The organism is Pollutibacter soli (genome assembly GCA_029269725.1).
Taxonomy (GTDB): Bacteria; Bacteroidota; Bacteroidia; order Chitinophagales; family Chitinophagaceae; genus Pollutibacter; species Pollutibacter soli.
Genome location: JARJHS010000014.1, coordinates 24091 through 47920, shown reverse-complemented (window position 1 = coordinate 47920; position 23830 = coordinate 24091). Strand labels below are relative to the sequence as shown.

The 23830-nt window shown below is 41.1% G+C and carries 23 protein-coding genes; 13 read left to right on the top strand and 10 right to left on the bottom strand.

The genetic code is table 11. The features are described 5' to 3' along the window. Positions 1-24: 24 nt before the first annotated feature. Together P2W82_RS23610 and P2W82_RS23605 are read right to left on the bottom strand one after the other, a co-directional pair. The gene (locus tag P2W82_RS23610) at positions 25-777 is read right to left on the bottom strand and encodes an SDR family NAD(P)-dependent oxidoreductase (protein WP_336518428.1); all 753 of its coding nucleotides are present in this window, start codon (positions 775-777) and stop codon (positions 25-27) included. A 35-nt stretch (positions 778-812) separates the two neighbouring features. Beyond that, complete coding sequence (locus P2W82_RS23605) at positions 813-1631, bottom strand: universal stress protein (protein WP_336518427.1); 819 nt, start codon at positions 1629-1631, stop codon at positions 813-815. Between the two features lie 661 nt (positions 1632-2292). Between P2W82_RS23605 and P2W82_RS23600 the strand changes: the two genes are divergently transcribed. Continuing rightward, positions 2293-3204, top strand: coding sequence for a CHAD domain-containing protein (locus P2W82_RS23600; RefSeq protein WP_336518426.1), 912 nt, complete (start codon positions 2293-2295; stop codon positions 3202-3204). A gap of 236 nt (positions 3205-3440) precedes the next feature. On the opposite strand, the gene P2W82_RS23595 is transcribed toward P2W82_RS23600, so the two are convergent. Genes P2W82_RS23595 through P2W82_RS23585 form a run of 3 tightly spaced genes read right to left on the bottom strand, consistent with a single transcriptional unit; the run spans position 3441 to position 5286 of the window. After that, positions 3441-4073, bottom strand: a complete 633-nt coding sequence (locus P2W82_RS23595; RefSeq protein ID WP_336518425.1) for a phosphoribosyltransferase — start codon at positions 4071-4073, stop codon at positions 3441-3443. An 11-nt stretch (positions 4074-4084) separates the two neighbouring features. Then, positions 4085-4750 carry a dienelactone hydrolase family protein gene (locus P2W82_RS23590; protein ID WP_336518424.1) on the bottom strand — a complete coding sequence of 222 codons (666 nt, stop codon included), beginning with the start codon at positions 4748-4750 and terminating at the stop codon, positions 4085-4087. An 11-nt stretch (positions 4751-4761) separates the two neighbouring features. Beyond that, the gene (locus P2W82_RS23585) at positions 4762-5286 is read right to left on the bottom strand and encodes a YciE/YciF ferroxidase family protein (protein WP_336518423.1); all 525 of its coding nucleotides are present in this window, start codon (positions 5284-5286) and stop codon (positions 4762-4764) included. Positions 5287-5429: 143 nt separating this feature from the next. Here P2W82_RS23585 and P2W82_RS23580 point away from each other — a divergent pair, with 143 nt between their 5' ends. The 5 genes from P2W82_RS23580 (at position 5430) to P2W82_RS23560 (ending at position 8814) form a co-directional block, all read left to right on the top strand. Continuing rightward, a complete protein-coding gene (locus P2W82_RS23580; RefSeq protein ID WP_336518422.1) occupies positions 5430-6767 on the top strand; it encodes an erythromycin esterase family protein in 1338 nt (445 codons plus the stop codon). 19 nt (positions 6768-6786) lie between these two features. Beyond that, entirely contained in the window at positions 6787-6981 is a 195-nt protein-coding gene (locus tag P2W82_RS23575) for a hypothetical protein (RefSeq protein ID WP_336518421.1), read from the top strand. A gap of 329 nt (positions 6982-7310) precedes the next feature. Beyond that, complete coding sequence (locus P2W82_RS23570) at positions 7311-7532, top strand: YgaP family membrane protein (RefSeq protein ID WP_336518420.1); 222 nt, start codon at positions 7311-7313, stop codon at positions 7530-7532. After that, positions 7529-7951 (top strand): hypothetical protein, encoded by a 423-nt coding sequence (locus P2W82_RS23565; RefSeq protein ID WP_336518419.1) that lies wholly within the window; start codon positions 7529-7531, stop codon positions 7949-7951. Before P2W82_RS23570 ends, P2W82_RS23565 begins: the two co-directional genes overlap by 4 nt. 92 nt (positions 7952-8043) lie before the next feature. Then, positions 8044-8814, top strand: a complete 771-nt coding sequence (locus tag P2W82_RS23560; RefSeq protein WP_336518418.1) for a hypothetical protein — start codon at positions 8044-8046, stop codon at positions 8812-8814. Between the two features lie 71 nt (positions 8815-8885). Here the strand turns inward: P2W82_RS23560 and mgtA are convergent, their stop codons facing one another. Beyond that, positions 8886-11447, bottom strand: coding sequence for a magnesium-translocating P-type ATPase (gene mgtA, locus P2W82_RS23555; RefSeq protein ID WP_336518417.1), 2562 nt, complete (start codon positions 11445-11447; stop codon positions 8886-8888). Positions 11448-11527: 80 nt separating this feature from the next. Then, positions 11528-11794: a zinc ribbon domain-containing protein gene (locus tag P2W82_RS23550; protein WP_336518416.1), complete on the bottom strand. Its 267-nt coding sequence runs from the start codon at positions 11792-11794 to the stop codon at positions 11528-11530. A 245-nt stretch (positions 11795-12039) separates the two neighbouring features. On the opposite strand from P2W82_RS23550, the gene P2W82_RS23545 reads away from it, so the two are divergent. Then, positions 12040-12714 carry a BON domain-containing protein gene (locus P2W82_RS23545; protein ID WP_336518415.1) on the top strand — a complete coding sequence of 225 codons (675 nt, stop codon included), beginning with the start codon at positions 12040-12042 and terminating at the stop codon, positions 12712-12714. 71 nt (positions 12715-12785) lie between these two features. Beyond that, positions 12786-13541: an outer membrane beta-barrel protein gene (locus P2W82_RS23540; protein ID WP_336518414.1), complete on the top strand. Its 756-nt coding sequence runs from the start codon at positions 12786-12788 to the stop codon at positions 13539-13541. On the opposite strand, the gene P2W82_RS23535 is transcribed toward P2W82_RS23540, so the two are convergent. After that, complete coding sequence (locus P2W82_RS23535; RefSeq protein WP_336518413.1) at positions 13538-14365, bottom strand: hypothetical protein; 828 nt, start codon at positions 14363-14365, stop codon at positions 13538-13540. The genes P2W82_RS23540 and P2W82_RS23535 overlap by 4 nt on opposite strands. 261 nt (positions 14366-14626) lie before the next feature. Between P2W82_RS23535 and P2W82_RS23530 the strand changes: the two genes are divergently transcribed. From P2W82_RS23530 to P2W82_RS23510, 5 genes are all read left to right on the top strand, one after another. Beyond that, positions 14627-15715: a baeRF3 domain-containing protein gene (locus tag P2W82_RS23530; RefSeq protein WP_336518412.1), complete on the top strand. Its 1089-nt coding sequence runs from the start codon at positions 14627-14629 to the stop codon at positions 15713-15715. A gap of 15 nt (positions 15716-15730) precedes the next feature. After that, complete coding sequence (locus P2W82_RS23525; protein WP_336518411.1) at positions 15731-16549, top strand: universal stress protein; 819 nt, start codon at positions 15731-15733, stop codon at positions 16547-16549. 14 nt (positions 16550-16563) lie between these two features. Then, positions 16564-18993 carry a phosphoenolpyruvate synthase gene (gene ppsA / locus P2W82_RS23520; protein ID WP_336518410.1) on the top strand — a complete coding sequence of 810 codons (2430 nt, stop codon included), beginning with the start codon at positions 16564-16566 and terminating at the stop codon, positions 18991-18993. A 142-nt stretch (positions 18994-19135) separates the two neighbouring features. Further along, positions 19136-20734, top strand: coding sequence for a sensor histidine kinase (locus tag P2W82_RS23515; protein WP_336518409.1), 1599 nt, complete (start codon positions 19136-19138; stop codon positions 20732-20734). Beyond that, entirely contained in the window at positions 20731-21789 is a 1059-nt protein-coding gene (locus P2W82_RS23510) for a response regulator (RefSeq protein WP_336518408.1), read from the top strand. The genes P2W82_RS23515 and P2W82_RS23510 overlap by 4 nt, the downstream gene beginning before the upstream one ends. Here the strand turns inward: P2W82_RS23510 and P2W82_RS23505 are convergent. Both P2W82_RS23505 and P2W82_RS23500 read right to left on the bottom strand, forming a co-directional pair. Further along, positions 21786-23390 (bottom strand): L,D-transpeptidase family protein, encoded by a 1605-nt coding sequence (locus P2W82_RS23505; protein ID WP_336518407.1) that lies wholly within the window; start codon positions 23388-23390, stop codon positions 21786-21788. The two genes, P2W82_RS23510 and P2W82_RS23505, sit on opposite strands and share 4 nt — an antisense overlap. Continuing rightward, entirely contained in the window at positions 23380-23745 is a 366-nt protein-coding gene (locus P2W82_RS23500; protein WP_336518406.1) for a hypothetical protein, read from the bottom strand. Before P2W82_RS23500 ends, P2W82_RS23505 begins: the two co-directional genes overlap by 11 nt. Between the last annotated feature and the right edge of the window lie 85 nt (positions 23746-23830).

The following is a 23830-nucleotide window of genomic DNA, read 5'->3' as shown; positions in this document are numbered from 1 at the left end:
GTTGCTTTGCATACGAATTCAGATTTACCTGGCAACGGCTCCACCATCTATTACCAGATCGGTACCAGTGACAAAAGATGATTCATCACTTGCGAGGTAAAGTACGCCCCATGCTATCTCCTGGGCACTCGCCATTCTGCCCTGTGGCGATCCGTTTTTAATAATATCCTCAGTGATCGTTTTGCTGACCAGTTCTGCTGTCATAGGTGTTAATACCGCGCCCGGGCAAATGGTGTTCACCCTGATTTTATCTTTTGCAAGTGTAACCGCAAGGTCTTTAGACAATAATCTAAGCCCCCCTTTTGATGCGGAGTAAGCAACACCGTTTCCTCCAACCAGTCCCGCGATTGAAGCAATATTGATAATTGCGCCTCCGCCGTTGATCCGCATATGTGGAATACATGCCTGGCATCCGAGAAAAGGTCCTGTCAGATTGGTGGCTATTACATTGTTCCATACACCTAACGAAGTTTCCTCGCAATTCACAAATCCAGGAAATATTCCTGCATTATTTACAAGTATGTTTATATGATTAAATTTTTTCAATGCCGTATTAATTACTTTTTCCCATTGAGATACATCTGCCACGTCATGTTCCAGAGCTTCGATCGCTGCACCTGTTTTTTTAAGGGGATTCACCCAATCTTCCAGGATTGAAATATGCCGGTCAGTTGCCAATACATTCGCTCCTTCTTCAACAAATAATTTTGCGGTCGCTGCTCCGATTCCACCCGCTGCTCCTGTTACAATTGCGGTTTTGTTCGTGAGTCTTTTCATTACCATAAATTTTTAAACAGTGCGCCGGTTGAAATCTAAGCCTGCAATGACATGACGGGCACATGACTTTGAAGTACCATTTTCCTGGTATGGCTTCGGGTAACCAATTGTTTAATTACGCTGTGGTGCCCGGGGATGATAATCAGCAGGTCAATTTCATTTTGTTCTGCAAATTCAAGAATCGCATTATCCCCCGATTTATTTACTATAAAGTGAAAGGTGGGGTTTTCAGCTTCCAGCAGTTCTCTTAATATGATCGATTGATCCAGTTCCTCAGGATAGAATTCGGCCATTTTCCCGGAATTGATGACGTGTAGTTCGGCATTGAAACTTTTTACCAGTAATTTGATTTCATCTATTGGAATCGATTCAACAACATCATTGAGATCACAGGCAAGCCCTATCTTTTTTATAACCCTGAAATGCCCTTCTTTCGGAACAGCGATCACCGGCCACTTCAATTGCCTCATAATACGCACCGCATGACTTCCCAGAAAAAACCTTGCTGCAGCACTCTTGCCCTGGGCACCTATCACCACAAAATCGGGGGATATTCTTTTACAGACCTGCTGAAGTTCCTCTATTACATCTCCCATTCTCACCTCTGTCGAAATATAAAGCCTTCCTTTCGTCAGCTTTTCAAAATATTCTTTCAATTCCTCCATTTCTTTTTCCGCCGCGGACACCATGCTCCCGGAGTCCACATGGAGTGCAAGTTCTACATAACTTAAGGTTGGTTGATGTACATGCAGGATATGCAGATGAGCATCTGTTGCGAGCGCCATATCAGCGGCATAGCGGATCGCAACAGCCCCATTCAATGATAAATCAGTACCAACAATAATTGTTTTCATGACCAATAACTTGAATTTGTTTCTAATACAGCGTTTCCCGGCCATCGGTGTCGTCTTACAATGGCAACAAGAAACTATTCATCCATGACGGGTAAAAAGTACCTGTATGATCAAATCTAGCTTGTGCCGGATTTTTAAAAAGTGTTCTCTGTCATATGGAAATCTGACAATGGTCAGGTTGCCAGGTGTTGGATAACCCTACCGGATCTCCATTGGCGGAATATCCGATAAACTCACCCGATACCAGTAAAAGATTTTGCGGGAACGCGTGCACCGTATTACGGTTTTACATGCCTCGTGCACGGCTGATTGAAGTTCTCTGACAAGTAATGTGCAAGGCAAAGATGATCCAACAACAGCTGATTTTTAACAGTAAAGTTTGATCACCGGTTTGACATTCAATTTCGGAGCCCGGGAAGCCTGGAACTCAAAACTAAACTGTCGACAATAAATTATTTAACCTGTTTGATATGGGACTTGCGGCAACGCCGTTCCATGCATCTGAAGGTATTCAACGCGTTCTGATATTACATCATTGAATTCGCTGAATCATTGACAATAATCACAACATGTAGTGAGATGTTTCATTTGTTATGATTGTTCTGTGTGATAATTTAGTAACATAAGGCTCATGGTGCCAGAACCCGAAATCTCCAACCGAATGGAAAGATCTGAATTGCATAGTATCGCTGGCGAGCATTACGGAATGATGAAAGAGTATGCAAGGGATTCCTTCAATGGCTTTGATCATTACAGCATACACCAGTTCCGCGTAGAGTATAAAAAATTGAGGGCTTTTCTTCGGATGATATCAGAAGATAATAATCACTATCATTTAATTCAAATGTCGAAGGACCTGAAGCACACATACAAAATCACCGGTACTATAAGGGACCTTCAATTGTTAAGTACAGATGTCCTGCAATTACTCAATGGACATAAAGCAAGGACCAATTCCTGTTTAAAAGCGATACGAAGAAAAATCCAAAGGCAACAGCGTAAATTGAAAGATATGCTGGCCGGAAAACCCATAAAAAAAAGCAGGAAAAAAACGGACCGTATTCTTCCGGATACGTTTTCGTTTCAAAATTACATCCGTTACATTGCGGGCTGCCAGAACAGTACAAAATCAATTCTCATTCGCAGCGATTTTAACGACGAAGACCTTCACGCATTGAGAAAAATATTAAAAGATCTGTTTAATAATTCCGGTCTGTTCACTAATGAAAAAAACGAACAGACACAAAATAATGGGAATGATGCGGTAATGACTAATCCCATGTTGGAAAAGTTACTGGTTGAATTGGGGATCATTCAGGATCAATGTACCTCATTGGCGTTGCTGGGAAAACCCTTTCTGCACAAATGGAGTAAGAAAAATAGAAAACAGGCCGCTGAAATGAAGCACGTAATAGTACAGAGAAAGAAAAGAGTCAGGCAGACTGTTTTAGAAAAACTCAGCAGTTTTAATGAACCTTTTTCCGTCCGTTTGCTTAACGAAAACGATCAGTTGCATGACTCACCAGTTGTCCGTGAATTGCCGCATGATCGATTTTCGGATGTAAATATTTAACCGATATTTTCCCTGAGTTTTAAGGGGTCGGAGACCTGAGAAAATCACGCGTCTGCTTGCACTCTTTCTCATCGATGAATGCAGTATTGATGTCATCATCTCATAATGGAGAAAAGGAATATCATTTGGGATTCAATAAGTATAGGGAAAGCAGTTTTCTGGTTTGGAGCTGATTTCAATACATGCAGATTTTCCTGACTGGACTGCATAGGATTTTCCTGCATATGGCAAAAAGGTCATCCCGCTTTCCTAAGCTCTTTTAATTTATCAAGATAGAACATCACTTCGTCATCACTTACCTGTCGGAAATCTTCATAGAAACTACCAACGCCATAAAACTCTTCGGGTATCAAAACAGTTACTACATCATCTACTTCTTCCGACAATAACTTTACAGCATTTTCAGATGCCACCGGAACTCCGATAATAATTTTGCCGGGATTGCTTTTTTTCAGGACGTGTACCGTGCCCAGTACAGTATTACCTGTAGCCATACCGTCATCAATCACGATCACCGTTTTTCCTGTCAGATTCTCCGGCTCCCGGTCTCCCATAAATCGTCTGTACATCACTCTCAGCCTGGTACGTATCTCTTTCAGTTGCTGCTGTATGTATTCTTCGGAAACATATTCGTGCGGTACTATGAAATAGTCGGTAAGACTTGCTGCACCAATGGCATATTCCTTATTCATCGGATGCCCGATTTTCTTGGTAAGTACAATTTCAATCGGCAAGCCCAACTCCCTTGCAACAGCGTAAGCTACGGGCACTCCTCCTCTCGGCACTGCCAGGACTACTCCGGGGTCGTTTTTATATTTCTTTAATTTCGCGGCCAGCAGCAATCCCGCTTCTATTCGATCTCTGAACATCTGAAATTGATTTATAAACTGCGTGTAACATGAACCGGGTTCAGGTATTTTTCGAACCATGCTGTTGCCAGCAGGGCCACCTCATCCAGCTTTCCCTCTTCTTCAAACAGGTGCGATGCGCCATGCACTATCGCCAGTTCTTTAGAACATAGCATTTCTTCAAAAGCCCTCCTGTTTAATTGCAATACTTCTGTGTCAAGACTTCCCACAATCAGAAGAACTGGTGCTTTCACGCTTTTTAAGGCTTGTGATGAAGCAAGATCTGGCCGGCCACCACGCGATACAATTGCGCCAATATTTTTTATTTTCGCCGCTGCCTGTATCGCAGAAGCCGCACCTGTACTTGCACCAAAGTAACCTATAGCGCAATTTTTCGAAATGGATTGTTTTTTCAGCCATTCAGTCGCACCGGCTAACCTTGCAGTAAGTAATGTAATGTCAAAGCGGTTATGGTATTGACTGTCCTCTCCCGGTGTTAGAAGGTCAAGTAATAAGGTTCCAAAATTTCTTTTACGCAGATATAAAGCTACCTGCTGATTGCGTTTGCTGAACCGGCTGCTGCCACTGCCATGTGAAAACACTATGATGGCCTGTGCAGCGGCAGGAATGAACAGGTCGCCACTCAGGGCGACATTCTCAACCGGTATTCTCACGTCTTCATGATAGTCATTATTCATACAACTGATTTTTACTCCGGGATTACAATTGTCGTATGCGCTTTTTTATTTATCTCGAATCCCGCCAATTGAGATAAACGATCATCTATATGTTTTTCATTGATCTCCATTTCATGAAAAACGGCTGCGGCCTGTTCCAGATTCAACTCCTTAGCAAAAGCTGTTGCAGTACCGTACATACTGATTTTAAAATGATTGATCAGCTGTACACTGGCAAGCAGGCTGGCATCCCTGACTTCGGCATCGGTACACAATTTATTTTTCTGGTTTGCTTCATCCACAAATGCTTTCATCACCTGGTCAGTCGTAGCAATAGAATTGAGATTTTCTTCTTCCGTAAATTCTGCGAGCTTTTGCACATGTTGGTCAACAAACCCGGAATATTTCTGCAATACCATTTTCAATTGCACTGAGCCCGCCCCGGTGATCCACTCTGCCATGCTATGCTTCAGCTGGATTTCAGCGGCCATGCACTTACTGGCATTGTATTTAAAAAGATGAAATAATGTGGATATGGTTTCTGATTGCTCTTCCATAACATTTTTTTATTCTCCTAAATGTAGGAGCTGTCGAAGGGCCGTAACAATGAGGTTAGTCAAAATTATTACTGACAACGATCATTGTATTTCGATAACGAATGAAGTTGCTTTGAAAATCATCTTCAAATACGACAAGTTCTATGCGCAGATATTTTACAAAACAGGCGTCAGTGAATATGAAGGAGGTAATTGAGGCCATAAAACAAGGGAGCTACCCGTTGGAGTCAAAGGCCGATCTGGATCCTCTTTTTGATCGCATCGCAGATGCGCGTATTGTGATGTTAGGAGAATCCTCACATGGCACACATGAATATTATCAGTGGCGGACAAATATCACCCGAAAACTGGTGGAGGAAAAAGGTTTCAATTTTATTGCGGTGGAAGGTGATTGGCCGGATTGTTACAGACTTAACCGTTATGTGAAAGGATATGATACAGATAATAAAGGCATCTTTGATGTATTACACTCTTTTGACCGATGGCCCACATGGATGTGGGCAAATCGGGAAATAATGGCACTTGCCGGCTGGATGCAACAGCACAATAAAAAGTTGTCTGCAAATAATAAAGTTGGGTTTTACGGTTTGGATGTTTACAGCCTTTGGGAAAGTATGAGCAGTATTATGCAATACCTGAAAAAAACCGATCCTGCGGCTCTGAAAGTAGCGGAAGAAGCTTTTCACTGCTTTGAACCTTACAAAAAAGATGAAGGACATTCCTATGCCCGGGCTACACTTCTTGTTCCCGAAGCATGTCAACAGGAAGTAGTTCAACTGCTCAAAGAGATACAAACTAAACTGCCCCAATACAACACTGATCACGAAAATGTTTTCAGCACGGAACAAAATGCATTGGTTACAGTGAATGCCGAAAAATATTATCGCGCGATGATTATGGGTGGACCACATAGCTGGAATGTTCGTGACAGGCATATGGCCGATACACTCGAACGTCTCCTGAAGTTTCATGGAAATAACTCAAAAGCTGTTGTTTGGGCGCATAACACGCATATAGGAGACGCCAGGGCTACTGATATGGCAGATGAAGGCATGATCAATATCGGTGAACTGGCCCGTACACAGCATCACGAAAAAGGAGTTGTGTTGGTTGGCTTTGGCTCTTACAAAGGTACAGTTACTGCCGGGCGGAATTGGGGTGCACCCATGCAAACGATGACCATGCCTGAAGCAATGGATGGAAGCTGGGAATATTTTCTGCATAAAGCATCAGCGAAAAACAAACTGCTGCTGATGGATGATTTTATACGTAATGATTCCATGATGGAGAATCATATAGGCCACCGAGCAATCGGGGTAGTATATCATCCGCAATATGAAAAGTACGGTAACTATGTTCCCACCATCCTTCCTCTCCGGTATGATGCGTTTATCTATCTCGAAGAAACAAGTGCGCTGTTCCCCGTTCATATGAAACCTGATGGAAATCTAACCCCTGAGACTTATCCTTTCGGCGTATAACAAAATAAAACGATACTATATGGCAAGGGCAAAAAAGAAGGATAAAAACGTTGAAATATCGGCGAATGACAGTCTTACGCAAAACAGATTGCCGGTGGATGAAACAGGTGAGCAGGTAGTCTGGACCGATGATCCCGAAAGCATTCCACCACCCGAAGAAGAATTGGAGACTACGCCTCCATATGAACCTCCGCCTGCGGCAGAAGGACCTTGACTCAGAGGGGAGAGAAGTATAATTTTATGATGCAATGTCTATCATATATCTGCCAGGGTAATCACCGCAATAAGGAAAAGAAAATGTTTTTTAGAGAAAGTTAAAAAACTCATTCAATTGTCACCGGCACCTGATTCACGTAACACCAGCTCTTAACTATCCGAACCTCACTGATTTTAATCAAAAACCTGGTTGACGTTCATCATTTTCAGGTATTCATTAAAGCAGCACTTTTATTTAACGCAAGCTCAATCATCCGTCATAAAGATGAACAAACGGCTTACCGGCACTCCTGACATTTATTTCAGAACTTAAAACTTTTAAGGCATATGAAAAAGAACCTTGGTACAACTGACAGGTTGGTTCGTATAATAGTTTCTGCATTGCTGTTCAGCTATTATTTTTTAGAAGTTCCTGAAGGAATAGTGAAGTGGGTAATACTGGTATTGGCCGGTATACTGGGCATTACGGCTTTGGTGGGCACATGCCCGCTGTATTCATTATTCGGTTTAAGCTCACTTAAAAAGAATAATATTAACCGGATACTATGACGAAAGTCATTTGCCGATACACCAGTATCACCACACTCGTTATAATTGCTGCAGGTGCATTTTATGGAAGTATTCCCCTATTGAAAGATCCAAGCGGTCAAAGTATTCACTTTGAACCGGGATGGCTTAACAGAAAGATATTTCCGGACTATACTTTTCCTGCCCTGGTGCTGTTTGTCTTGTTTGGTTTGAGGGGATTATACATTGCCACGTCCGGAATTCTGAAGTCAAGACATTATCCGAGAATGGTGGTCGTACAGGGAGTATTGCTTGTAATGTGGATCCTGATTCAAATACTGACCTTTAAAATCTTTTCGGTTTTACAGATACTTGTTTCTCTTATGGCAATCGTCTTAATCATCTGTGGCAGGATATTATTGCACAAGCAAGCCGTTATTCTTTCACAGCCGCAAGGTTAATTTTCCGGCTGGGTGAATTCATCGTGATAGGCACGTACCTGTTTCCTGATCATTGTACCAGATAAAAAAATTTATGACACAATATTACAAAAATGAAAAAGATTCAACAGGCAGCCGCCTTTGTGTTTTGTATGATGATTGCCTGCCATTCCATGACAGGCTTTTCGCAATCACAGGACAGCACTAAGCAAAGGCAATTTAAAAATGTAATCAGATATAATTTATCCGGTGCGTTATTATTCGGTGTTGACCGTTATGTTGTTTTTGGTTATGAACGGATATTAAGTAAGAGACAAAGCATGTCAATGAACATCGGAAGGGCCTCTTTGCCGAAACTGGTTACAATATCAACAGATAGTTTTCAATTGCAAAAGGATCTTAAGAACAACGGATTTAATTTTTCACTGGATTATCGGTTTTATCTTCAGAAAGAAAATAAATACAATGCACCACATGGACTATACATAGGCCCTTATTATTCATTCAACAATTTTGAAAGAGAAAATCAGTACACCTTCCTGAAGTCCGGAGGTACCACACAGGTAGCCTCTTCCGATACAAAATTTTCCATACACACCATCGGCGGAGAACTGGGGTATCAGTTTGTATTATGGAAAAGATTTTCTATTGATCTGGTGATGATCGGTCCTGGAATATCTGCGTATAAGATTGAAGCGAAGTTTGGTAGTGATCTGACGGAAGAACAACGTGCGCAGCTGAGAGATGCTGTGCAGGATATGCTCACACAGAAATTTCCAGGAATGAACTATGTACTAAGTGACAAAGAATTAAATGCGAACGGTGTAATGAAAACCACCAGCATCGGTTTCAGGTATATCGTACATATTGGGTTTGTTTTTTAGTGAGGCCGAATTTTTATTTTATGTAAGACAATCCCTGAGCATTGCTCACTTTCCGCATTGCTGTTAAAAAATCATTCAGCACTAATATTTACGGCGATTTGTGGAGATACAGAAATTTCCGTATGATGGACCGGGGTCTGGCCAGTGTGTTTCAGAAACCATTTTTTTAACATTTCTCCGCTGATGACATACGCCAATAAAATAAGCGCTACAATAGTAAGATTCAGATTCCCGGGGTACACAAATCCCATCAGATAATTTGCCGCAGGAATAAGGACAGATAAGATAAGTAAACATAAAGCAGCCAGGCTCGTAATAATCAGGAGTGTTCCCGGTTTGCTGCTGAGCAAAGGTCCTTTGGTTCTGATTATGAACAACAACAATATTTCTGAAATGACCGATTCGAGAAACCAAGTCGTTTGAAACAATGGTTCATTCAACCTGAATAAGAAATAAAAAATAAAAAACGTAGCCATGTCAAACAGGGAGCTGTGGATCCCAAACACAATCATAAACTTCCTGACTGTTTTAAGATCCCAGATGGCTGGATTTGAAACTGATTCCCTGTCTACATGATCCGATGCAATCGCCAGGAAAGGCATATCGGTAATGAAATTTGTCAGGAGTATTTGTTTGGGAAGCATGGGGAGGAACCGGAGGAAAAAAGAAGTAATCGACAGACTAAACATATTTCCAAAGGTTGCACCCGTTGTAATTAAAATGTACTTTATAGAATTTGCAAAACACTTTCGCCCCTCATAAATTCCATCTGCTAATACCGATAAGTCTTTTTCGAGCAGAATGAAATCAGCCGCATCCTTTGCGACATCAACGGCGTTGTCGGTGGAAATTCCTACATCGGCTGCGTTGATGGCTGACACGTCATTGATTCCATCTCCGATATAAGCCACGGTTGCACCTGATTTCTGAAGCGCTTTGACTATCTGCTCTTTCTGCATCGGTTCCACTTCTGCAAATACATCAATATAGTTAAGGGATAAAAGCCCATGATTTCTGAGATCATCACCGGAAATGATCACCGGATTTTCGATGCCTAACTGTTTTGCTGTATGACCAGCTGCAAAACGATTATCGCCTGAAATAATTTTAATACTTATGTTCAGGGATTTCAGGTTTTTTATTGACTCCTGGATATTTTTTTTCAATGGATCTTCCATCAGAATAAATCCCAGGAAAGTCATTTCCTTTTCGTCCGCCCGGCTAATGGACAGAGATGACATCTTCTTTGTTGCCAGCCCAAGAATACGATATCCTTCCCCGCTCCACGATGTGAATTGTTTTTGTAGTGTGCCCCTGAATTCCTCAGTTAAAGATTTGCACACGCCAGGCGATATCTGAACATCACTGCAGATTTCCAGCACCTCTTTGAAAGCCCCTTTCGTGACAAAAAAATGTTCGTCCAGATGTTGAACAGCAATACTGATTCTTTTCCTGTTGAAATCAAATGGTATTTCATCCGTTTTGCGGTAACCTGAAATATCCAGGCTAAGCGAAGTAATTGCAAGATCAATAGGATTGGTGTACCCCTGTTGAAATACCGAATTCAATGACGCATACACGCCGATCGATTCATCGGGATTACCTGCTGCGTCGACAAATGATTTTACGTTCATTTTTCCTTCAGTAATTGTTCCTGTTTTATCAGTACAAAGAATTGTAGCTTCACCCAGGTTGAAGACAGATGTCAGTTTTTTAACGATTACTTTTTTCTTCATCAGGTTTTTTGCACCTACGGACATTGACAGACTGATAATTGCGGGAAGTAATTCCGGTGCCATGCCGACAGCCAGGGCGAGTGAAAACAAAAGCGATTCTACAATCGATTTTTGAAATAACAGGTTAACAATCAAAATTATTGCAGATAATACAACAGAGACTTTCAATAAAAAAACACCATACCTGCTGATGTCTTTTTCAAACGCAGTTGCAGAAGATTGATCTATGGTTTTAATTATTCTGCCAAGCATGGTATCGGAACCTGTATATACCACCAAAGCTTTTGCAGTTCCGCTTATAACATTAGTTCCTTTCCATAAGCAGTTAGTGTTCTTATGTTTCAGATCGGTTCCTGTGTAATGACCGGCTATTTTTGCGACAGGCAATGGTTCTCCTGTCAGTGCAGTTTCATTGACATGCAGTTCATCAGACTCAATTATCCTGCAATCGCCCGGAATCATGTCGCCGGCATCCAGGATGATCATATCACCCGGTACAATTTTGTCTGAAATGACTTGAACAAACCGTTTATCGCGCAAAACGGTGTGTTTCATCTTCACCATGTTTCTTAATCTGTCTGCGGCATTACCTGCTTTTACTTCCTGCCAGAATCCTAACATGCCTGATGCAAGAAGGATCAACAAAATAATCAGGCTGTCTGAGTATTCATTCAGCAACGAGGAAATGACAACGGCAACCACAAGGAGCAGCGTTAACGGGCTGGTGAACTGGCGTACGAGAAGATGCAGGTTTTTATAAAATTTGTTAGAGTGCCCGGGAACAGGATTTTTTTTCAATCTATTGGTTGCCTCTTCAGACGTTAGCCCGTCGGTTGACGTATTCAGTTGTATAAAAAGGGATTCCAATGGCATTCCGGAAAGAGTCTGGTACTCCATGGCCGATGATCCATTAATATTAATAATTGAATAATTCCGACTGAATGGATAAGCATAAATTCAGGAAGTTGTGCTGTCGTTTATGTGCTTTTTACTTTCCAGCGCAGAAGACCCGGGAGCATATCAGTAGTCTGTGAAATCAGCTCTTTAGACAGATGTTGTTTCTTCATTTCAGATGTAGCAATACCGATCATTCGCTGCAGGGTCATATCCGGATCAGTGAATTCGCCATTCTGATAGCAATATTTACAATACAGGTTGCTCTTCGAGCCATCTTTCTCCGTACCGCGGTCCTCGATATTATCAATCGGGTAGGTACAACTCTGGCAAAGTTTTTCTGCTGTCATTTTTTTTAACATTAAAGTGTATCAGGAAATTGATAATAATTGGAATCATTCGACTAAATGACCAATTATCAGTTGATAAAAACAGAATAGACAGGTTGAAGTTCTTTTAAGGAGTTCAGGTAGATAATGAGATCAATCAGCGATACTGTTGACTGCTGTCATTGCATTCAGGTAATACAGGTTTATAGATTCGATCGTTTAAAGCATACCGGAATTAAAAATTATTTACCTAAAAATCATCAATCATGAAAAGTGATATTCAGATTCAAAAAGACGTTATGGATGAATTAAAATGGGATCCATTGCTGAATTCCGCCGAAATCGGTGTAGCTGTTAAAAGAGGGATTGTTACTCTCTCCGGCCAGGTGGATAGCTATGCAAAGAAAATCGCAGCGGAAAAAGATGCGTTGAAAATTGCCGGAGTAAAGGCATTAGCCGACGACATGACTTTTGGTGTATCTCCTTTCCTGGCCAAAACAGACGCTGAAGTAGCGGAAGCCGCGGTAGCTGCATTAAAATGGCATTCCAGTGTACCTGACGAAAAAGTAACGATCAAAGTTGAGAATGGGAATGTATATCTCGACGGTGAAGTTGACTGGGAATACCAAAGAGCAAGTGCGAAAATTGCCATTGAAAACCTGGTAGGTGTAAAAGCTGTAATTAACTACATCAAAATTAAACCTCATGTGGTTGCCAGGGATGTTCATGAAAAAATTGTAGCTGCCTTAAAAAGAACTGCGTCCATTGATGCGGACAAAATCAAAGTGGAAACCGTTGGGGACAAGGTTGTATTGAAAGGTCGCGTGCGATCTTCTTCAGAGCGGGAAGATGCCGAACATGCGGCATGGAGCGCACCTGGCGTAACGGGGGTTGACGACAGGCTTGAAATTGAGGAGCCGGAATTTTCCTACGAAGATTAGGTCGTGACTACATTCGCAAAGCTGCCTTGTAAAAGGTGGCTTTTTTATTGGCAGAAAAGACTCAATTAAATGTGAAAAAAATTATTTTCAGTCTGTTTATTTTTCCCACCATGATCAGTGCGGTCGCACAAAAAAAAGCGATCGGGTTACGCTCCGGAATTACAATATCAGGAATTTCAGGTGACAGCAGGGATAGCCCTGGCTATAACTCGATCGCGTCATTTTATGGGACTGCCTTTTACGTGCAGCAGGTTGGAAATGTACTGTATATTCAACCGGAAATTTCCTGGTTAACACAAGGTGGGCAACGGGACGGGATACTCGAAATATCTGCATTCCGGCCGGATATTCCGGTTTCGGGCAACCAGAAGTTGTTTGCTGATGTTCATAGTACTCTCAGACTGAATTACATAAATCTAAGTGCATTGGCAAAACTCGAACTGGGTACCCGCCTAAAATATTTTTTTTGTTTTGGTCCATTTCTTTCAACACTGGTGCGTGCTAAAACAGATCTTAACGGCAGCAGTCTGATTTATGGAGATGCAGATGGGAAGACACAGGCCTTCTCAACTGGTCCTTATAGTGGAACTTTGAAATTTGATGAATCGGTGAACATACATGAGAAAATCAGTCAATTCAACTTTGGTATTGAAGGAGGTGCCGGCATTACGTTCACCGCAGGAAAAGGCCGGGTCGTTCTAGACGGGCGAACCACCATTGGGCTGACCAATATATGGAAGGATTCGGAAACGAATGGGAATGACAAGACAGGATCCTTTACGCTGTCCGTCGGTTATCAATTTATTATAAACCAGGGAGCAAACTAACGGTTATGCGCAATGAAAACAGGCAACCGCTGCTCCTTCAGCATTTCAATGCTGAAGCTTTTATGAAAAAGACGACTGAATGCCCTTCCGCCATAAGCACCGCAAACAACTATTGAGGCATTGTGTTCCAGAAGCCAGGTGCCGAAATATTTTTTCGGATCAGCTGGAAGTTTAAACAACGTCAGATTGTCGAAATGTCTCGCCGCAAGCTCATGAATATTCAGTGCATCGGGTATCGGCTCATTAAAATCACGATCTGCATAAACAATCGTTGTGGGATTTGTTGCCAGCTCCGGAAAAAGATAGGCGAACATCTTGATTGAATAAACTGATGATGCGGTCCCGTCGTATGCAAGTATATTTGCTGTGGGGAAACTGTACTCTTCAGGAAGGACTATCACAGGGCACTCCACTTCCCGCAATGCTTCAGTAAGGAAGACATTTGGATCGTCTCCCATATGCGCATAGAATGTGCCACTGCATATCATCACCAGGTCTGCAAATCTTGACTCCTTCTTCAATTCCTGGATGGTAAAATCAAAAAAATCGCGGTGGACCCGATATTCAATATTGTGATCAGTACAAAAGTTTTCAAAATGCCTGACGTTGGTTCGTATAATATCACCAACATCTTCCGCAACATAGGGGATAAAGTCAGGGCCATTTGCACTTCCACCCGTTTCAATCCACAAGGTGGATAAAGTTGTCTGAGGCATAAATGCTCCTACTGCCAGTATCGGATTTTTATTATTTAATTCAACTAAAAACTGAAGAGCAGTTTCGGGATAATTTGCCCCATCAAAAGCGACGATTATTTTTTTCATAACCAGTAATTAAGTCCCGAATCTAGATTACACTTCACCTGTAATTACTGATGGTCTTCAGCGAAAAATATGATTGTGGTCATTTTTGTGTATCGCTTCCGGTTTCACGCCTTCAGTATTTAAAATGATCATTTTTTGCCCCCTGTTAACAGATCGGGATACTTTTTGTACCCTCGTAACTGAGCACTATCAAACCAGCCGGTGACGAAAATCAGGGTTTTAAAGTAACGGTGGTAGATAGATTTGTTTAAAACTTATCAGATGCATACAGCAAAGCTTCCAGGAATGCCCGAATTGTTTTCTAATCCTTTTCACCATCCGGCTATTTCGATTTTTTCTGATTTCGAACCTGCAACAACAAAAAAAGAAGATATTTTAAAATCATTGTCTGATGTAAAAAAGCAGGTGGAAGAGGAGCTTGCTCAGCAATATTCTCCTGTAGTTGTGCAGCTGATGAGTGAAAAACTGAACTCTGTTTTTGCCGGTTTGAACTTTAGCACAAGTAAAAAAAGCATCGTGGTGCATGTTTCGCCTGCATACGAAAAGGTTATTTATCTGGACATTCCGATAGAAAAGAAAGTTTTTGTTGGTGACACTTTTAAAGTTCGTGATATCATTTACAATAAGAAAAGAACACAGCAATTTCTTCTGTTGCTCTTTGGAGGAAATGAGGCCAGAGTTCTACTTGGCGATAAATATTCTCTCACAAAACTATCATCCGTCAATATTGACTCATTTGCCGAACAAATTGCCGACACACCAGAGCGGGTTGCAAATTTTTCAGATCCTCACGCACATCACGATATCGTTTTGGAAAAATTTCTTCATGCTATTGATCATACCCTGGGTATGTTGCTTAACACATATCGGCTTCCTCTGTTTATTGTTGCTCCCCGAAGGATCTATGGCCATTTTAAATCGCTATCAAAGCATTCCGAAGAAATCATCGATTATATACATGGAAATTATGAAGAAGCTACACTTCCTGAAATCACCAAATTAATACAGCCGATGATTGCAGAATGGGAAATGGCAATGCAAAGGAATTTGTTGAATCAGTTGAACGAAGCGGCAAACAGAAAACAACTGGTATCGGGAATGACTGATGTGTGGAAGAGTGCCGCTGGTCATAAAGGAAAGCTATTGGTTGTCGAGGCAAATTATTTCGAAAGCAATAACGTGAAGATGATGGATAATATAGAGGAAAGGCATTCAAAAAAATATCCCGCCATTGAAAACCGGGTCGATGAGATCATACAATTTGTTTTTGAGAGTGGTGGCGATGTAGAGTTTGTTGAAGATGGCCTGTTGAAGGATTTTGATCATATAGCACTCATAAAATATTATTAATAGCAATTATTTTATATGAAAACGATTATTGCCACGACAGAGTTTTCTCAACTTTCGATAGACACCGTGAACTATGCGGCAGACATGGCACGGGCGATAGGTGCCAGGCTCATTCTCATACATACATATGCAATTCCAATTCCGGTTAATGAGGTACCGGTCGCTATTTATGATATTGAACAGCTAACCAATGAGGCCGGGCAACGAATGGAGAAACTGAAGGAAAGGTTACTCCGTCGCACAGACGAAACCATCATTATACAAACCGAAATCCTCCCGGGTGATATAGTAAGTGTTCTGTCCGAATATGCTGAAAAAATAAAACCTTTCGCCATAGTTATGGGAGCGGAAGGCATGGGCGCTGTTCAGCGTTTCTTATTTGGGGGAAAAACAGTTGCTGCATTAAAAAGAATTCACTGGCCATTAATCATTGTGCCCCGCGATGCACATTTCAAAAAATTCAAAAAGATTGGCCTGGCCTGCGATTTTGAGCATGTGGAAGATGCTGTGCATGTCAGTGACGTTATCTCCCTGGTTCAGGAGTTTGAAGCAGAACTGCATGTACTATATATCGTACGCGATCATTTGCACAAGGGCGTTGTTAGCGAAGCGGATGTTCTTCAGAACATGCTTGGTGAAGTGAATCCCAAATTTCATTTCATTACCGAGCCTGATTTAGTAAAAGGTATCACCACATTCGCTGAATATAATGACCTCGATCTCCTGATTGTTGTTCCTAAATGGCACGATATCCTTGACCAGATCTTTCATACGCGCAAATCAAAAAAATTGGTCCTTCATTCCAGAATACCTGTATTGTCCATTCACGAATAAGTAATATGGTGTCTATGAACCAATACATCAGGAAATTTTCCGAAATCAATAAAGCTGACCTTAGTGCAGTGGGAGGCAAAAACTCGTCCCTCGGGGAAATGTTTTCTAACCTTTCTTCCAAGGGTATTAAGGTACCCGACGGTTTTGCCACCACTGCTTTTGCATTTGAAGAGTTTCTTACGTATAACAGATTACACTCTCCATTGCATGAGCTGACATCCCGGCTGGATAGAACCAGTTTCAGCAATCTTACAGAAATCGGGGCGGCTGCGCGAAAGCTATTGTCAGAAGCAGTAATACCTGGAAATATTGAGAAGCAGATTGCAGAAGCATATAGAGAATTATGCGGTAGCAGACAGCTTGATGTAGCAGTGAGGAGCAGTGCTACTGCAGAAGATTTACCTGAGGCCAGTTTCGCTGGTCAGCATGAATCCTTCCTGAACATAAAAGGAGTACCATCTTTATTGAAGGCAATCAAAAAATGCTATGTCTCTTTATATACTGACAGGGCGATAAAATACCGGGAAGATAATCACTTTGCTCATGACGGAGTTTCGTTGTCAGTTGGTGTACAGCTTATGGTCAGGTCGGACCAGGCTTGTTCCGGTGTAATTTTTACCCTGGAGCCTGAAACGGGCTTTCGGGATATTATCCATATCAGTGGTGTGTGGGGTCTGGGCGAAAATATTGTTCAGGGAACCGTAATTCCCGATGAGTTTTTTGTATTCAAGCCGACGTTGAAGCTGAACAAATTCCCCATCATACAAAAAAAGCTGGGTGAAAAAGCTAAAACAATGATTTACGGAACGACTGAAGATATGCCGGTCGTCAACACGACTACGGAGAAGGAAATGCGGGAGAGATTTGTTTTGACAGATTCTGAAATTGTAAAACTGGCTCAATGGGCCCTGATCATTGAGGAACATTATGGGAAGTCAATGGATATCGAATGGGCGAAAGACGGTATCAGCGGCAAACTTTTTATCATACAGGCAAGACCCGAAACGGTTCATTCCCGGAAGAATCCTTTGCGCGTCCGGGAATATCATTTGCTTGAACGTGGTAAAATGCTGGCAAAGGGAGAAGCGGTGGGTGCGCAGATAAAATCCGGTAAAGCCAGGATTTTACATTCGCCATCCGACGCCGATAAACTTGCGCCGGGTGAAATCCTCATAACCGAACTCACGAGTCCGGATTGGGATCCGATACTGAAGAATGCCGGGGCAATCATTACTGATAAGGGTGGGAGAACCAGTCATGCATCTATTGTTGCGCGTGAACTGGGTGTTCCTGCAATTGTTGGATGTGGCGACGCAACAGAAAGTATTGTTGATGGCCAAATCATTACCGTTTCCTGCGGAGAAGGTAAAACGGGTTATGTGTATGAGGGAGAATTAAAGTTCAGAGAAGAAACCGTGGATCTCAGCCTTATCAGAAAGTCGGAAAAAACAAAGGCCATGTTCATTATCGCTGATCCTGACCAGGCTTTCCGCCTTTCCTTTTATCCGAATGATGGAGTCGGGCTGCTCCGTATGGAATTTATCATTACACATGCTGTGAAAATTCATCCGATGGCGCTTGTAAAGTTTGACCAGATAAAAGATCTGAACGTGGTTAATGAGATAAACAACATTACATCGGGGCATGTAAATAAATCCATGTATTTCATAGAGAAATTATCAGAGGGTATAGCGACCATCGGCGCTGCATTTTATCCAAAGGATGTAATTGTCAGAATGAGTGATTTCAAAACAAATGAGTACGCGATGCTGATTGGTGGAAGAGATTTTGAACCCAAAGAAGAAAATCCCATGCTCGGTTTTCGCGGCGCCTCCCGGTATTATAATGATCTTTATCGCGAAGGGTTCAGGCTGGAATGCGAAGCTATCAAAAGGGTGAGGGACGAAATGGGATTGAGCAATGTAAAAGTGATGATACCATTCTGCAGGACTGTAGAAGAAGGAAAAAAAGTAATTGCAGTAATGAAAAATTCCGGATTGGAGCGCGGGCGGAATAACCTTGAGGTGTACGTGATGGCGGAAATTCCAAGTAATGCCATCCTTGCTGAAAAATTTGCCGAAGTTTTTGATGGCTTTTCCATCGGCTCGAATGATCTTACACAGTTAATACTGGGTGTTGATCGTGATTCTTCCATAATCAATGACTTGTTCAGCGAAGAAAATGAAGCTGTGAAAGAAATGATTTCCTCAGTAATTTCCAAGGCGAAAGCAGCCGGTTCAAAGATCGGATTATGCGGCCAGGCGCCCAGTGATCTGCCTGAATTCGCATCCTTTCTTGTCAGTCAGGGGATTGACAGTATTTCTTTTACCCCTGACTCTTTGTTGAAAGGAATTGCCAATATAAATAAAGCGGCTGGAAATGAATTTGCAAATGTTGAACAAATCTCTAAGATTTCTTACACAAATGAATTGGCGCCTACTTAATATATTTTTTTTATAGGATGTCTTACCCTCAATCATAAAAGACATCCTTCTGGTCGAAGCTAATGACTTAAATATTACAGTAAAATAGGAAGAAATTAATGCTTGAATCGTAGATTAAGCGCACTATACCTGTAAGACAGGCATGCGCGATAAGCTACACGATATAAGCATCCCGGGAAGCGATTTACTGGTTGCGCTTTCCAATGGAATCAAAGAGGGCGCCGCAATTATTGAGAAAAGCAGCGGAGAAGTTATTTTTTGTAATGCGTCGTTGTGCAGTATGTTCGGCATCGACAGCCGGTCGAAGCTTTCAATTACTGATTTTGCGCTTCGTCGTAAACCGCCGCTAGGCAATAATGAGTTACTTTTCCGCGTAGGCGAAGCAGAAGGTCATGGAGTTTACAGAGAACAGACCGAATTCATTTCGTTAACAGGAAAAAGTTTCTGGGTTGACCTGACAATTCGGGCTTTTGTAAGTAAGCGGAAGACTTTTTTACTTTTTATTTTAGATCCGATCGATAGTATAAAAGAAACGGAATTAAAAATTTCGCAGGACAGAAAAAGGTATCGGGCTATTTTGGAACATGCGAGTATGGGAATAATTGAAGCAAATGATCAGGGGAAAATTGTAGCAGTAAATAAGTTTGCCGAATCTCTTTTTAAGTATAAAAAAAATGAGCTTGTCGGTGCAAATATCGAATTGCTTATTCCATCCAGATTTCATTCGAATCATGTCATCCATCGTACTCAGTATGCGCGCAATCCGAAGAGCCGTCCGATGGGCGTAGGAATAGATCTGTATGCTATTAAAAAAAATGGAACTGAATTTCCGGTTGAGGTTAGTCTGAGCAGTTATAAACGGAATGGAAACCATAACATTATTGCTTTTGTCAGCGACATTTCTATAAGAAAAAAATCCGAGTTGGAAATCAAAAAGCTAAACGATGATCTTGAAGAAACTGTTGACCAAAGAACCGCACAGTTGAAAACTGCTATTACTCAACTTGAAAAATCAAAAGATGAATTGTCGAGGTTACTTGAAAAAGAAAAAGAACTGGGAGAGCTGAAGTCACGATTTGTTTCCATGGCGTCGCATGAATTCCGCACTCCATTAAGTACCATTTTGTCCTCTGCTTATCTGCTCGAACAATATAACACTGGTGAACAGCGCTTCAAAAGAGAAAAACACCTGAAGCGTATTATATCATCGGTAAATATGCTTACTGATATTCTCAATGATTTTCTCTGTGTCGGGAAAATCGAAGAAGGAAAAATTGTTGTAAAGAATTCAGCATTCGATATCCATCAGTTTGCGCTAACTACTATTGAAGAGATCAGAAACAACCTCAAACAACAGCAGACGATCAACCTGGTACATGCCGGAGCACCAATGGTAGAAATGGATGCTTCATTGCTGAAACATATCATTTTGAATTTAATTTCAAATGCAAGCAAATTTTCGCCGGATGATGGTGTGATCAATATCAATATAGAGACAAATACATCGGCAGTAACCATATCAGTTAAAGATAACGGCATCGGTATTTCAAAAAATGATCAGCAACATTTAACTGAGCGGTTTTTTCGTGGAACAAATGTTGCAAATATCCAGGGTACCGGGCTTGGACTGCACCTCGTTGCCAAATATGCTGAATTAATGAACGGCACCGTTAAATGCAGAAGTGAACTTGATTATGGGACTGAATTCACCATTACATTTAATAAAGAGCATCTGGTATGAAAAAGATCCTTGTCATAGAAGACAATGAAGACATCAGGAGTAACACTGCAGAAATTCTTGAGCTTTCAAATTATAAGGTTGCGGTGGCCGAGAATGGTAAAATCGGCGTAGTGAAGGCTTTGGAAATTATTCCGGATTTGATCATCTGCGATATCATGATGCCTGAACTGGACGGATATGGCGTTCTGCATGCCTTGCAGCGTAATGAGTCCACAAAAAATATTCCTTTTATTTTCGTGACAGCAAGAACGGAAAGATCGGACTTCAGAAAAGGTATGGACCTGGGAGCTGATGACTATCTGGCAAAACCATTCGATGGTACAGAATTACTGAACGCTGTTGATCGTCGCCTGAAGAAGTTAGACGCATTAAAAACAGAATTAACCCAGGGCCTGGAAGGAATGCAAACTTTATTGAATACAAATTCGGGCAAGAAAAAACTGGAAGATTTGGTCGAAGGCAGAAATTTGAATCGGTACAAAAGAAAACAGATCATCTATACTGAAGGTAATCACCCAAACAGACTTTACTATCTTGTAAAAGGTAAAGTCAGGACTTACAAGACAAACGATGATGGGAAAGAACTGGTAGTTGACTTATATAATGCGGGCGATTTTGTTGGGCATCTGGCACTTCTCGAAAATTCTTTATACAAGGAGACTGCGGAAGCCCTTGACGAATGTGAACTTGCCATTATTCCAAAAGAAGATTTTGATGAATTGATAGACAAGAATCCGGACGTGGCAAGAAAATTTATCCAATTACTGGCACGAAATATCTCTGAAAAAGAGGAACATCTTTTAAAACTGGCTTATAACTCGTTGCGAAGAAAGGTGGCAGACGCCCTGTTGATGATACAGTCAAAATACCAGGACAGAAAAGATGAAATTTTTGATATAGATATTAGTCGTGAAAGTCTGGCTACAGTTGCAGGAACCGCTACCGAATCACTTATCCGAACACTTTCAGATTTCAAGAATGAAAAACTGATTGATTCTGAAAACGGAATCATACGCATAATCAATAAAAAGAAATTGGAAAACCTGGCTAACTAAGACCTGGTTATTATATAAGCGTTTCCTGCTTCGCGATATTTCCCCCACGAGAATTTTTGGTAGACATCTTCAAAAAAAATTAATCTTCCTTTTGCATCAATTCCGACGGGATTATACCAAACGACAACTGCCATCTCATCATCAGCTGGTATGATTATCGGGGCTTGATTTCTGACACATCCTTTCTGATCCAGTGAATCAATGGCCTCCACATGATTTTTCAATATAAGCCGTCCCAGTTCTTTCGGCATTTCCATTCTCATACAACCATGACTGAAAAATCTTCTACGCAGCATGAATGCCGATTTCAAAGGAGTATCATGTAAATACACACCGAAAGGATTATAAAATTCAAGCTTCAGCAATCCAAGTGCGTTTTCGCAACCTGTGCTTTGTCGGACTATATATGGGAAATGATCTGCATTAACCTTACTCCAGTTTATACCTGACGGGTTAATGATATTACCTGATAAATCAAGTATTTGAAAATTGCCCGCTTCTACAGCAGCAGGATTGCTTTTGAATGATGGTAAAAGTTCATTGACAACTATTTTGCGTGGAACATGCCAGTACGGATAAAGAACAACATTTTTTATCCTTGAAGTTAAAGTTGGTGTAGGTGTAGATTTTTTACCAACGACCATTCGCATTTCCATTATAAGCGAATCTTCGTTATATACTTTCATATTGCATGCTGGAATGTTGACTAAAATCACAGATTGACTTCTGATGATCTGGTAAAGCCAGCGATAATAATTTACAGATAGTTTCAGCTGTTGCAGCCTGATATGGATTGGAATATTAAATTCCTTTAACGTTATTGATGTTAAGATGCCGTCCGCCGGAATATTGAACTTATGTTGGGCTGTTTTTATCGGTTGTGCTAAACTTCCTGACAAAACAGAATCGTGCATTATGTTAACAACACCCAATTGATAGAGTTTTTGAATCAACGCAGTATTGCTTGTATCTGGTCGGCTGGAAATTATCTTTACTTCATGAAAAAAAGGTGATGAAATGATTGCATTCAGTTTTTGAATCTGCTCCTCAATTATCAAAATCTCAGCAACCGGAGGCGTTAGCAGTGCCTTTAGTTTATACAATACCTTTGCCGACAGGCAATGAGACAATGTTGCGGCAGGAAAAAATATGTCTGCCTGATATTTCAGGGAATTGAATCGAAATTCCGGAGCACAATTACCAAATGCGAGATCACAGCAGAATTGTAAAATAATTTGTGTCAAACGTATTTCTGCCGAAACAGAATCATATCTCGAGAGCAGGGTGTTTCTTTTCTGAATTAAATTTTCAAGAAAGCCGGGTTGATAGTCAGCGGGATCAAGTCCGGCTTCATCACATCGCTTAATTAGCCGGAAGATAGTATCAAGAGAGGAACGACTGCTATCACCATTTATCCATGCGAACCGGAAATCAAGTAAAGAGTAGAACTTTTCAATGCCGGAGATCTCTAAAAGTTCAGCATTTGATTGTCTTTCCTGAAAGTAATGGCGTATCTCATCTGGTTTGATTTGTGGATGAAGGTCCAATGACTTGAAAAGGAAAAAAAGATATAACAACAAATGCCTGGCATCATTTTGCATAGCCCGATAAATAATTTTTAAATTTGTACTTCAGCTGCCAGCAATCAAACTGAAGGATCCTGATTCTTTGTTTTATTTGCTCAAGTCTTTCAATATTTTCAATGATGTTTCCTGGATTCGACTGTGTATTCCGTGTTAATGTCGTAATATCAGTTTTTAAGTCTTTGATCAGTTCATCATTACTGATGAAATTATTTTGAAATTCCTCTGCAATGTTCAGGTTATTTTTATTCATATTTTTTGATAGCAGAGCCGAAAGCAGGAGCTTGTTATTTATATTTTCCTCGGTCATCGCCTGAACTTCACTTTCGCAGGCAATGATCCCGGAAATTATCTGCTCATAGCTGATTTTCATTTTACGATTTTCAAGGGATGTTCTTTAGGATGTTCTTTAACTCATTTACCTTGTATTCACCTTATGGCTCTTCAGGTTTGTTTAG

Excerpts from the sequence above, each read along its gene's own strand:
- ppsA (WP_336518410.1), top strand. The coding sequence starts at position 16,564 with ATGAACCAATACATCAGGAAATTTTCCGAAATCAATAAAGCTGACCTT.
- P2W82_RS23525 (WP_336518411.1), top strand. The coding sequence starts at position 15,731 with ATGAAAACGATTATTGCCACGACAGAGTTTTCTCAACTTTCGATAGAC.
- mgtA (WP_336518417.1), bottom strand. The coding sequence starts at position 11,447 with ATGGAGTACCAGACTCTTTCCGGAATGCCATTGGAATCCCTTTTTATA.
- P2W82_RS23505 (WP_336518407.1), bottom strand. The coding sequence starts at position 23,390 with ATGCAAAATGATGCCAGGCATTTGTTGTTATATCTTTTTTTCCTTTTC.
- P2W82_RS23510 (WP_336518408.1), top strand. The coding sequence starts at position 20,731 with ATGAAAAAGATCCTTGTCATAGAAGACAATGAAGACATCAGGAGTAAC.
- P2W82_RS23580 (WP_336518422.1), top strand. The coding sequence starts at position 5,430 with ATGCGCAGATATTTTACAAAACAGGCGTCAGTGAATATGAAGGAGGTA.
- P2W82_RS23610 (WP_336518428.1), bottom strand. The coding sequence starts at position 777 with ATGAAAAGACTCACGAACAAAACCGCAATTGTAACAGGAGCAGCGGGT.
- P2W82_RS23530 (WP_336518412.1), top strand. The coding sequence starts at position 14,627 with ATGCATACAGCAAAGCTTCCAGGAATGCCCGAATTGTTTTCTAATCCT.
- P2W82_RS23565 (WP_336518419.1), top strand. The coding sequence starts at position 7,529 with ATGACGAAAGTCATTTGCCGATACACCAGTATCACCACACTCGTTATA.
- P2W82_RS23535 (WP_336518413.1), bottom strand. The coding sequence starts at position 14,365 with ATGAAAAAAATAATCGTCGCTTTTGATGGGGCAAATTATCCCGAAACT.
- P2W82_RS23590 (WP_336518424.1), bottom strand. The coding sequence starts at position 4,750 with ATGAATAATGACTATCATGAAGACGTGAGAATACCGGTTGAGAATGTC.
- P2W82_RS23600 (WP_336518426.1), top strand. The coding sequence starts at position 2,293 with ATGGAAAGATCTGAATTGCATAGTATCGCTGGCGAGCATTACGGAATG.
- P2W82_RS23595 (WP_336518425.1), bottom strand. The coding sequence starts at position 4,073 with ATGTTCAGAGATCGAATAGAAGCGGGATTGCTGCTGGCCGCGAAATTA.
- P2W82_RS23605 (WP_336518427.1), bottom strand. The coding sequence starts at position 1,631 with ATGAAAACAATTATTGTTGGTACTGATTTATCATTGAATGGGGCTGTT.
- P2W82_RS23575 (WP_336518421.1), top strand. The coding sequence starts at position 6,787 with ATGGCAAGGGCAAAAAAGAAGGATAAAAACGTTGAAATATCGGCGAAT.
- P2W82_RS23545 (WP_336518415.1), top strand. The coding sequence starts at position 12,040 with ATGAAAAGTGATATTCAGATTCAAAAAGACGTTATGGATGAATTAAAA.
- P2W82_RS23500 (WP_336518406.1), bottom strand. The coding sequence starts at position 23,745 with ATGAAAATCAGCTATGAGCAGATAATTTCCGGGATCATTGCCTGCGAA.
- P2W82_RS23585 (WP_336518423.1), bottom strand. The coding sequence starts at position 5,286 with ATGGAAGAGCAATCAGAAACCATATCCACATTATTTCATCTTTTTAAA.
- P2W82_RS23570 (WP_336518420.1), top strand. The coding sequence starts at position 7,311 with ATGAAAAAGAACCTTGGTACAACTGACAGGTTGGTTCGTATAATAGTT.
- P2W82_RS23550 (WP_336518416.1), bottom strand. The coding sequence starts at position 11,794 with ATGACAGCAGAAAAACTTTGCCAGAGTTGTACCTACCCGATTGATAAT.
- P2W82_RS23560 (WP_336518418.1), top strand. The coding sequence starts at position 8,044 with ATGAAAAAGATTCAACAGGCAGCCGCCTTTGTGTTTTGTATGATGATT.
- P2W82_RS23515 (WP_336518409.1), top strand. The coding sequence starts at position 19,136 with ATGCGCGATAAGCTACACGATATAAGCATCCCGGGAAGCGATTTACTG.